General features: G+C 72.2%; 1 protein-coding gene. It reads left to right on the top strand.

Translation table 11 applies throughout. The features are described 5' to 3' along the window. Nucleotides 1-2: 2 nt before the first annotated feature. Entirely contained in the window at nt 3-11,399 is an 11,397-nt protein-coding gene (locus ABTX60_RS22545) for a type I polyketide synthase (RefSeq protein ID WP_352098790.1), read from the top strand. Nucleotides 11,400-11,558 lie beyond the last annotated feature (159 nt).

Raw genomic sequence — 11,558 nt, 5'->3', positions numbered from 1 at the left:
ACATGAACAACGAGCAGAAACTTCGCGACTACCTCAAGCGGGCAACGGTCGATCTGCGGGAGAGCCGTCAGCGTGTGCAGGATCTGGAGGAGCGCGCACACGAGCCGATCGCGATCGTGGGCATGGCATGCCGACTCCCGGGCGGAATCGCCTCCCCGGACGACCTGTGGGAGCTGCTGAGCGCCGAACGTGACGCGGTCGGTCCCTTTCCGGACGGCCGCGGCTGGGACCTGGAAAACCTGTACCACCCGGACCCCGACCACCTCGGGACCTCGTACACCCGCGAAGGCGGCTTCCTGCACGAGGCGGACCGGTTCGACGCCGAGTTCTTCGGCATCAGCCCCCGTGAGGCGGCGGCGATGGACCCCCAGCAGCGGTTGCTGCTGGAGACCGGCTGGGAGGCCTTCGAACACGCGGGCATCGCCCCGACCACGCTGAGGGGCACCCGTACCGGGGTGTACATGGGCGTCATGTACGACGACTACGGCTCCCGCCCGGGCGCGCCCGAGGGCTTCGAGGGCTACATGCTGACCGGAAGCGCGGGCAGCGTCGCGTCGGGTCGTCTGGCTTACACCTTCGGCCTGGAAGGGCCGGCGGTGACGGTCGACACCGCGTGTTCCTCCTCGCTCGTCGCGCTTCATCTTGCCGCTCAGGCGCTGCGTCAGGGTGAGTGTTCGATGGCGCTTGCCGGCGGTGTGACCGTGATGGCGACACCCGGCACGTTCGTGGAGTTCTCCCGGCAGCGCGGGTTGTCGCCGGACGGGCGTTGCAAGGCGTTCTCGTCGTCGGCGGATGGCACGGGCTGGGCCGAGGGCGTGGGCGTGCTGGTGCTGGAGCGGCTGTCGGACGCGGAGCGCAGCGGGCATCGGGTGCTGGCGGTGATGCGTGGCTCCGCGGTGAATCAGGACGGTGCGAGCAGCCAGCTGACCGCGCCGAACGGGCCTGCGCAGGAGCGGGTCATACGGGCCGCGCTGGCCAGCGCGCGGCTGTCGGCGTCCGAGGTGGATGCCGTGGAGGCGCACGGTACGGGTACACGGCTGGGTGATCCGATCGAGGCTCGGGCGCTGCTGTCCGCTTACGGCCAGGCCCGTGGGGACGACAACCCGTTGTGGCTGGGTTCTGTCAAGTCGAACATCGGTCACACGCAGGCCGCGGCGGGTGTCGCGGGCGTGATCAAGATGGTCATGGCGATGCGCAAGGGGGTCATGCCCTCGACTTTGCACGTGGACGAGCCGACCCCCGAGGTTGACTGGTCGGCGGGCACGGTGGAACTGCTGACGCAGGCTCAGCCGTGGCCGGAGCTTGATCGTCCGCGTCGGGCGGGTGTGTCGTCCTTCGGGATCAGCGGGACCAACGCTCACGTGATCCTCGAAGAGGCGCCGCGCGACCGTGCTGCCGATCCGGATGCCGATGTACTGCAGCCGGTGCCGGGCCAACCGGCGCTGCCGGCAGCGTGGTTGCTGTCGGCCAAGTCGGAGGCCGCGCTCCAGGCACAGGCGAGCCGGCTGGTGACCTGGCTCGCCGACCACCCCGAGGCGGACGCCGCCGATGTCGCTGCCGTCCTGACGACCGCGCGCGCTCAGCTGGGCCGGCGCGGCGCGGTGCTCGGCGCCGACCGGGCCGCTCTGCTCGCCGGCCTCACGGCCCTGGCCGCGGGTTCGGCGTCCCCGCAGGTCGTGTCAGGCGTCGCCGCTACCGGCGAGACGGTCTTCCTGTTCACCGGTCAGGGCGCCCAACGTATAGGGATGGGCGCGGAGTTGGCCGCCACGTTCCCCGTGTTCGCCGCCGCGCTCGACGAGGTGTGCGCGGAATTCGACGCACACCTGGGGCATGCGCTGCGGGATGTGATGTTCGGCGCGGCTGACGAGACTCTGCTGGACCGCACCGAGTACACCCAGCCCGCGCTGTTCGCGTTCGAGGTGGCGCTGTACCGCCTCCTGGAGTCGTTCGGCGTGACCCCCGATGTGGTGGTCGGGCATTCGATCGGCGAGCTGGCCGCGGCCTATGTGGCCGAGGTGTGGTCGCTGGCCGACGCGTGCCGGCTCGTCGCCGCCCGTGGTCGACTGATGGGCGCGCTGCCGACCGATGGAGCGATGCTCGCCGCCGCGGTGTCGGAGGAGCGGGCACTGGAACTGCTCGCGGCCGGGACGGTCTCGTTGGCGGCCGTGAACGCGCCCGCGGCGGTGGTGTTCTCGGGCGAGACGGCGGCGATCGCCGCATTGGAGGACCGGCTGGCGGACGAGGGTGTGAAGACGACCCGGCTGACGGTCAGTCACGCCTTCCATTCGGCGTTGATGGAGCCGATGCTCGCCGAGTACGAGCAGGTCGCCAGATCGGTGGCGTATCGGGCGCCACGCATGGATGTGTGCTCCACGGTGTCCGGTGCGCCGGCCGGTCCCGAGCTCCTGACGCCGCAGTACTGGGTGCGGCAGGTGCGCGAGGCCGTGCGGTTCGCCCCGGCGGTGCAGTCACTCGTCGACGACGGCGTGCGCCGGTTCGTCGAGGTGGGTCCGGACGCGGTGCTGGCGGCGCTGACCCGCCAGACACTGATCGACGAGGTGGCGTCCCGCTCGCTGGTCGCGGCGGCGTCACGGCGCGGCGTCGACGAGGTCGACCAGTTCCTGCGGTTGCTCGCCGCCGCCCATTGCTCGGGCATCACCGTCGACTGGTCGCCGCTGTCACCAGGAAGGCCGGTCACCCTCCTCGACCTGCCTGTCTACGCCTTCCAGCATCGCCGCTACTGGGTGCAGCCCGACGACGACGCGCTCGGTGACATGGGCCGCGCCGGCCTGTCCGCGCTCGATCATCCGATGCTGCGCGTCGCCGCGCCCCTTGCCGGTCGCGACGAATGGCTCTTCAGCGGCAGGCTTTCCACCGCCAGCCAGCCGTGGATCGCCGACCACACGGCCTTCGGAGCGATGCTTCTGCCCGGCACCGGGTTCGTGGATCTCGCGTTGGCCGCGGGCAGCCGCCTGGAACTGCCCGTCGTGGACGAACTCGTCCTGGAGACGCCGCTGCTGTTCGACGGTGCCACCGCCGTGGACGTGCAGGTCTCGGTGACCGAGCCCGATCACACCGGCCGCCGACGCCTGTCGATCCACTCGCGTGCCGTCACCGGCACCGCACCGTCCAACCCAGGCGAGCCGGACTGGACGCTGCACGCCACCGGCGCCCTCGCCCCCGCCGATTGCGTGACGCCGGCCTGGACCGATCCCGACTGGCCGCCGGCCGATGGCACGCCGATCGACGGAACGCGCCTGTACGACCGGCTCGCCGACCTGGGATTCGGCTACGGCCCCAGCTTCCAAGGCGTGGGCGCCGCCTGGACCAGTGGTGACGACGTGTTCGCCGAGGTGACCCTGGACGAGACGACAGCGGGCCGGACGGCGGGCTTCGGGGTGCATCCGGCGCTGCTGGACGCGACCTTCCACGCTGCCATCGATGTGCTTGCCGACGACCTCCCCGACGGCAGGCTGCCGCTTCCGTTCTCCTTCGGCGGCGTCCGTGTGTACCGGCGCGGTGCCACCGCGGTCCGCGCCCGCGTCATCCGTTCGGGTCCCGAGAAGGTGCGCATCGACGCCTGCGACGCCACCGGCGCCCCGGTGCTGTCGATCGACGCTGTGCTCGCCCGCCCCGCGGACGCCCGCGCTCTCGCCGGTGCCCGCAGCCCGCTCTACGCGATCGACTGGACGCCGGTGACGGCGCCCGCGGTGCCGGACCGGCAGCTGGTCGCGCTGGGGCGACCCGTCGCGGGCTGCGCCGAGACGTTCGAGGATGTCGCGGCGTTCGCGGCAGGCGGGGGCCACGCAGGCGCGGCTGTCCTCTGGTCGCCCGAAGCGGCGCCGGCGGACGGCGACGACGTCGCCGCGACCATCCACACCGCCGTGCACAACGCCCTCGCGGTGCTGCGCGACTGGCTCACCGAACCGGGCTGCGCCGACTCGACGCTGATCGTGCTGACCCGCAAGGGAGCAGGTCTGCCCGGTGAGACGCCGGACCCCGCGGCAGCGGCCGTCCGCGGCCTGGTCCGCAGCGCGCAATCGGAACATCCGGGGCGCATCGTGAACGTCGACCTCGACGACAACGACCCCGCGGACCTGCACCAGCGGATCGCCGCCGCGGTCGCCACGGACGAACCCCAGCTCGCGATCCGCGACGGCGCCACGGTGGCACCGCGGCTGGTCCGTGCGACCACCGTCGAATCGACCGGCGAGCCCTTCGGTGAGGGGACGGTCCTGATCACCGGCGGCGCGGGCGGACTGGGCGCCGTCACCGCACGCCACCTGGTCACCCGGCACGGGGTGCGCAGACTGCTGCTCGTCTCGCGCCGCGGCTCCGCCGCGCCGGGTGTCGCGGAGCTGGTCACCGAACTGGCCGCGCTGGGCGCCGACGTGCGCGTCGCCGCTTGCGACGTCAGCGATCGCGCCGAAGTCGCGGCGCTGCTGGAATCCGTACCGGCGCACGAACCGGTGACCGCTGTCGTGCACACCGCGGGCGTGGTCGACGACGGCACCATCGAAACCCTGACCGCCGAGCAGGTGGACCGGGTGCTCGCCCCGAAGGTCGATGCCGCCTGGCATCTGCACGAGCTCACCCGCGACATGGACCTGTCGGCGTTCGTGCTGTTCTCCTCCGCCGGGCCGCTGCTCGGCGGGCAGGGCCAGGGCAACTACGCGGCCGCGAACGCGGCGATGGACGCGCTCGCCCAGGCGCGCCGCAGCGCCGGTCTGCCCGCGCATTCGCTGGCCTGGGGGCTGTGGAAGCGCGGCATGGCCGAGGCATTGAACGACCCGGGTGCCGAACATCTGGTGCGTCAGATCCGCACCCGTCTCGGTCTGTCCCCGATCGAGCCGGACACCGGCATGCGGATGTTCGACGATGCGTTGACCGCCAGCGAACCGATGCTGATGACCGCGCTGCTCGACACACCCGCCCTCACCGCGCTGGGCCGGCTCGGCACGCTGCCCGCGGTGCTGCGCGGCCTGATCCATGTACCGTCGCGCGGCCAGATCGCCGACAGCCCGTTGCGCCGGCGATTGCTCGACGCCCCCGCCGATCAGTGGGAGGCGCTGATCCGCGATGAGGTCCGCGCGATCGCCGCCGCGGTCCTCGGCCACGAGTCGGCCGACGCCATCGACCCCGAAACACCGTTCACGGAACTGGGCTTCGACTCGCTCGGCGGAGTCGAGTTCCGCAACAAGGTGACCGCCGCCACCGGTGTTCAGCTTCCGTCCACCCTGGTGTTCGACTATCCGACCACCGCCGCTGTCGCGGGCTTCCTGCGTACCCGGGTCGACGGTTCGGCGCCGACACGCCCGCGCCCCGCCTCGACCAGGGCCAAGGCCAGGGCCGACGAGCCGATCGCGATCGTCGGCATGAGCTGCCGGTATCCCGGCGGCGTCGGCAATCCCGACCAGCTCTGGGAACTGATCGCCGGGCGCGTCGACGCGATCACCCCGATCCCGGGCGACCGCGGCTGGGACGTCGACCACCTGTACGACACCGACCCCGGCAAACCCGGCAAGATCTACACCCGAGAAGGCGGATTCCTGCATGGCGCAGGTGATTTCGATGCCGCCTTCTTCGGCATCGGCCCCCGTGAGGCCGCGGCGATGGACCCGCAGCAGCGGCTGCTGCTCGAGGCGTCCTGGGAAGCGCTCGAAGACGCCGGTATCGATCCGACCTCACTGCGGGGCAGCGACACCGGGGTGTACGCGGGTGTCATGTACCAGGACTACGGCTACACGGCGCGCGAGGCCGCCGACGGTGCCGCGGAAGGCTATCTGGCGACCGGATCGGGCGGCAGCGTCGTCTCCGGCCGGGTGTCCTACGCCCTCGGTCTCGAAGGACCGGCGGTGACGGTGGACACGGCATGTTCGTCGTCGCTGGTAGCCCTGCATCTGGCGGCGCAGGCACTGCGCGCCGGGGAGGCGTCGCTGGTCCTGGCCAGCGGGGTGACGGTCATGTCGACTCCGATGCTGTTCCAGGAGTTCTCCCGGCAGCGGGCGCTGTCACCTGATGGGCGCTGCAAGGCGTTCTCGAGTGCCGCGGACGGAGTCTCGTGGGCGGAGGGCGTCGGCGTGCTCGCCCTCGAGCGGTTGTCCGACGCGCAGCGCAACGGGCGCCCGGTGCTGGCCGTGATCCGCGGTAGCGCCATCAACCAGGACGGTGCGAGCAACGGCTTGACCGCGCCGAACGGTCCGTCCCAGGAGCGGGTGATCGCCCAGGCACTGGTCAACGCAGGGGTGGCCGCGGCCGAGGTGGACGCGGTGGAGGCGCACGGCACCGGCACCACGCTGGGTGACCCGATCGAAGCACAGGCGCTGATCAACGCCTATGGACAGGATCGCGCCGAGCCGCTGCGGATCGGGTCGTTGAAGTCGAACATCGGGCACGCGCAGGCGGCTGCCGGTGTCGGCGGTGTGATCAAGATGGTGCAGGCGCTGCGGCACGAGATGCTGCCGCCCACCTTGCATGTCGACGAGCCGTCGCCGCACGTGGAGTGGTCGGCGGGCGCGGTACGGATCCTGACCCAGGCCGAGCCGTGGCCGGTCGCGGAGCGTCCGCGCCGGGCGGGAGTGTCGTCGTTCGGGATCAGCGGGACCAACGCGCACGTGATCCTCGAAGAGGCGCCCGCGGTCCAGCCGCGGCCGGTCGATCCACCGCGCCCGGCGGCCATGCCGCTGCTGCTGTCCGCGCGGACGCCTGCCGCGCTGCGGACCCAGGCGCGCCGTCTGTACGACACGCTGAGCGAACGTCCGGAGCTCGACCTGACCGACGTCGCGGTGACGCTGGCGCTGCACCGCGCGCGGCTCGAGCAGCGCGCCGCCGTCGTGGGCTCGGACCGGGAGACGCTGCTGGCGGCCTTGGCGCGCCTGGCGGCCGACGAGTCGGGACCGGTTATCGCCGACGGAGCCGGCCAGACAGGCACGACAGCGTTCCTGTTCACCGGTCAGGGCGCGCAGCGGATCGGGATGGGCGCTGGGTTGTACCGGGCGTTCCCGGTTTTCGCGGCCGCACTGGACGAGGTGTGCGCGGAATTCGACGCACACCTGGGGCATGCGCTGCGGGATGTGATGTTCGGCGCGGCCGACGAGACTCTGCTGGACCGCACCGAGTACACCCAGCCCGCGTTGTTCGCCTTCGAGGTGGCGATGTATCGCCTCGTCGAGTCGTTGGGCGTGACGCCGGATGTGGTGGCCGGGCATTCGATCGGCGAACTGGCCGCGGCGTATGTGGCCGGTGTGTGGTCGTTGCCGGATGCGTGCGCACTCGTTGCGGCCCGGGGCCGGTTGATGGGGGCGCTGCCGGCAGGTGGGAGCATGCTCGCCGCCGCGGTGCCGGAGGGGCGGGCCGTGGAGCTGCTGGCGGCGGTCAACGCCGATCCGGCAGCCGCCGCGGTCTCGCTGGCCGCGGTGAACGCTCCCGCTGCGGTGGTCTTCTCCGGAGACACCGAGGCGGTGGCGGCGCTCGAGTCGAGGCTGGTGGCCGAGGGCGTCAAGACCAGCAGGCTGCGGGTGAGCCACGCGTTCCACTCCGCCTTGATGGACCCGATGCTGACCGAGTTCGCGGAGATCGCCGCGGGCCTGACGTATCACGAGCCACGCATACCCTTGTGCTCCACGGTTTCCGGCGCATTCGCCGACCATTCGGTGGGCACGCCCGAGTATTGGGTACGGCAGGTGCGCGAGGCGGTGCGCTTCGCCCCGGCGGTGCGGTCACTGCTCGATTCGGGTGTGCGCCTGTTGGTCGAGCTGGGCCCGGACGCGGTGCTGACGACCATGACCCGCGCCACGCTGGCGACAGACCGCGCAGCGCGCGCATCGGTGGTCGCGGCATCCCGTCGCACAGTCGCCGAACCCGAGCAGCTGGTCGCCGCGCTGGCAACCGCGCACTGCGCGGGCCTGCCGGTGCGGTGGGCGGCCTACTTCGGAGCTCGACCGCAGGCGCGGATCGCGCTGCCTACCTATCCCTTCCAGCACGAACGATTCTGGCTGCTGCCCGCAGAGGCCGCCGCGCCGCTCGCCGGTGCCGACTCCGCGGACCATCCGCTGCTGCACGCCCAGGTGCAGCTCGCCGGCAAGGACGAGTGGCTGTTCACCGGCAGGCTCTCGCTGCGTACGGACCCATGGCTCGCCGACCATGCCGTCTTCGGCGCGGTCGTGATGCCAGGTACCGGATTCGTGGAACTGGCTCTGGCCGCAGGCGCCCGGCTCGGCGTGCCGCGCCTGGCGGAACTGGTGCTCGCGGAGCCACTGATCCTCACGGCCGATGGTGCCGTGGATATTCAGCTCGCCGTAGGCGAATCCGACGCCGACGGGCACCGGACCGTGGCCATCCACGCCCGCGCCGCCGACGCCTGGGTGCTGCATGCCCGTGGCCTGCTCACGCCCGTCGCGCCGGCCGCGGCACCGGGCTGGTCCCAGGTGTGGCCTCCGGTCGCGGGCGATCCGGTCGACGGGCAGCAGGTGTACCGCGTGCTCGGCGACCTCGGCTTCGGGTACGGCCCGGTGTTCCAGGGTGTTCGCGCCGCGTGGTCGCGTGGGGAGGAAGTGTTCGCCGATCTGGCGCTCGACACCGACACAGCAATGCGCGCCACCGCCTTCGGAGTGCATCCGGCACTGCTGGACGCGGTGTTCCACGCGGCTGTCGACCCTCTCGCCGGGGCCGGGGCCGGGGCCGGGGCCGGGGCCGGGGCCGACGGCCGGGTGCCGCTGCCCTTCGCCTTCGACGGTGTCCAGCTGGCACAGTCCGGCGTGGGTGCCCTGCGCGCCCGCATCGCCCGCGTCGCACCGGACACCTTCAGCGTGGAGGCGGTCGACGCGACCGGTGCCCTCGTGCTGAGCATGGAGTCGGTGCGGTCCCGCCCGATCGAGCGGCGGGCGCTGGCCCGGCTGCGTGGCGCGGCACCGTTGTTCGACCTCGAGTGGTCCGCCGTGCCCGCCGTCTCCAAGGCGGACACCGGGCGCGTCGTCGTGCTCGGCGACCCGGCGACCGTCGAGGCTCCTGAGCCCCCGACATGCTGTGCCGATCTCGAGGAACTCGCCGTGCTGCGGGATGTCCCCGACACGGTGGTCTGGTCGGCGCCCCGCGGAACCGGTGCCGGCGCTGCGGACATACACGCCGGCGTGCTGACGACCCTCGCACTGTTGCAGGGCTGGATGGCCGCCGAACACCCAGGCCGGCTCGCGATCGTGACACGCACGGCCGCCGGGCTGCCCGGCGAGGAACCCGATCTGGTCGGAGCCGCCGTGGCGGGCCTGGTGCGCAGCGCACAGTCGGAGCACCCGGGCCGGTTCCTGCTCATCGACCACGACGGCGACGCCCTGCCGGTCAAGTCGCTCGCCGACGCCCTGGCCCAGGACGAACCGCACCTGGCCGTGCGCGAGGGCCGGCTCCTGGCACCGCGATTGCAGGGGCTGCCCGCCACCGAACCGGGCGTGCCACCGTCGTTCGGCCACGGCACGGTGCTCATCACCGGCGGCACCGGCGGCATCGGCGCGATCGTCGCCCGGCATCTGGTCGCAGCGCACGGCGCACGGCGGCTGCTGCTGGCATCGCGGCGCGGTGCCACCGCGGACGGCGCCGCCGAACTCGTCAGCGAGCTGACCGACCTCGGCGCCCACGTCCGGGTCGTGGCGTGCGACGTCACCGAACGCACCGCGGTTGAGGCCCTGCTGGCCGGCATCGACACCGACGCCCCGCTGACCGCCGTCATCCATGCGGCGGGCGTCCTGGACGACGGCACGCTCGACACCCTCACCGCCGCGCAGACGACACGGGTGCTGGCACCGAAAGCCGATGCGGCACTGCACCTGCACGAGCTGACCCGCGACCTGGATCTGTCGGCGTTCGTGCTGTTCTCGTCCGCGGCGCCGTTGCTCGGCGGACAGGGACAGGGCAACTACGCCGCCGCGAACAGCGTCCTGGACGCGCTGGCACGCGTGCGGCGCAGCGCGGGCCTGCCCGCGCACTCACTGGCCTGGGGACTGTGGACCGTCGGCATGGCAGGGATACTCGGCGGGGACGGCGCCGAGCAGTACGCCCGTCAGATCCGGGCCAGGCTGGGCCTGATCCCGATCGACCCGGAGTCCGGGATGGCGCTGTTCGACAACGCGCTCGCGACGGATCGGGCGACACCGACGACGGCCCTGCTGGACACGGCGGCGCTCACCGACCTGGCGCGCGGCGGCACCCTGCCCGCGGTACTGCGCGGCATGGTCCGGGTGCCCCCGGCCACCGCGAGTGCCGGTGTCGGCCTGGCGCGGCAGCTGGCAGCACTGCCCGACGCCGACCGCGACGGTGTGATCCTGCGAGAGGTGCGCGATGTCGCCTCGGCGATCCTCGGCCACCTGTCCGGCGACGCGATCGACCCGGACGCGCCGTTCACCGAGCTCGGTTTCGACTCCCTCGGTGCCGTCGAATTCCGCAACCGGCTCGCCCAGCTGACCGGGCTGACGCTGCCGTCGACGCTGATCTTCGACCACCCGACCGCCGCCGACGTGGCGAAACTGGTGCGATCGCTGATCGAGGAGTCCGAGGCCGGCGTGGTCGGGCAGGCACCGGCCGGCGTGCGCGGCACGATCACCGACCTGGTGTCGGCGGCGCATCGCCGCGGTGAGCTGGAAGGGGCGATGCCCCTGCTGATCGCGAGCTCGGCTCTGATGACCGCGTACTCCGTCGGCGAGGCCGCTGCACAGCGCCCGGATGCGCAGCTCCTGGCGCGCGGCGCCGCGGCACCGGCACTGGTCTGCATCCCCTCGTTCCTGGCGGGATCGGGCCCGCACCAGTTCGCCCGCCTGGCCCGCGAACTGGGCGGCGAGCGTCAGGTCAGTGTGTTGCGGCTGCCCGGCATGCGCGCGGGTGACGACCTGCCGGCGACCTGGGCGGCGGCGATCGAGAGCCTCGCCGCGGCCGTCGCGCCGGAACTGGAGCGAGGCCCGGTGGCGCTCATCGGCTATTCGGCCGGTGGTGCGCTCGCCCATGCGGTCGCCCGGCGGATCGAAGACGACGGCGGCGAGCTCGCGGGCGTCGCGATGATCGACACCTACTCCCCGGACGAGCACGAACTCAACCGCCTCGTGCTCACCGACGCGCTGGGACAAATCCTGTCCCGGGGCAACGCACTGACCCCCGTCGACGACCACGGCCTGGTCTCCATGGGCGGCTACGTGCGGATCTACCCCGAGCGCGAGGCCAAGCCGATCGCCGCGCCGACGCTGAATCTGCGGGCCACCCTGACGCTGAGCGGCTTCGGGGACGTCGACCCCGTCCCCGACTGGCAACACCGTGCACCGGCCGAGTACATCGAGGCAGACCACTTCTCGATCATCGAGGAACGGGCGGCGGAGACCGCCGCGCACCTCCGGCGCTGGCTCGATTCGCTCAGCTCGAACTAGCCCGGCAGTTCCCCACCTCTCGGAGCCGTCGAGGTCCTTCGACGGCTCCGAGAGGCCGACGGACACACCGGACGGTAAGCAGAACGCAGAGCGACAGCTTCCTGGAGGCATGAAATTCTTCGACTCGCAAATCCGTCAGAGGCATAAAACTGCTCAGTC

The sequence above is a fragment of the Streptomyces sp. NPDC126510 genome, assembly GCF_040302345.1.
GTDB lineage: Bacteria > Actinomycetota > Actinomycetes > Streptomycetales > Streptomycetaceae > Streptomyces.
This window is presented reverse-complemented; position numbering and strand designations above follow the sequence as displayed.

Bases quoted from the DNA above. Each gene is read 5' to 3' on its own strand.
- ABTX60_RS22545 (WP_352098790.1), top strand. From the start codon at position 3: ATGAACAACGAGCAGAAACTTCGCGACTACCTCAAGCGGGCAACGGTC.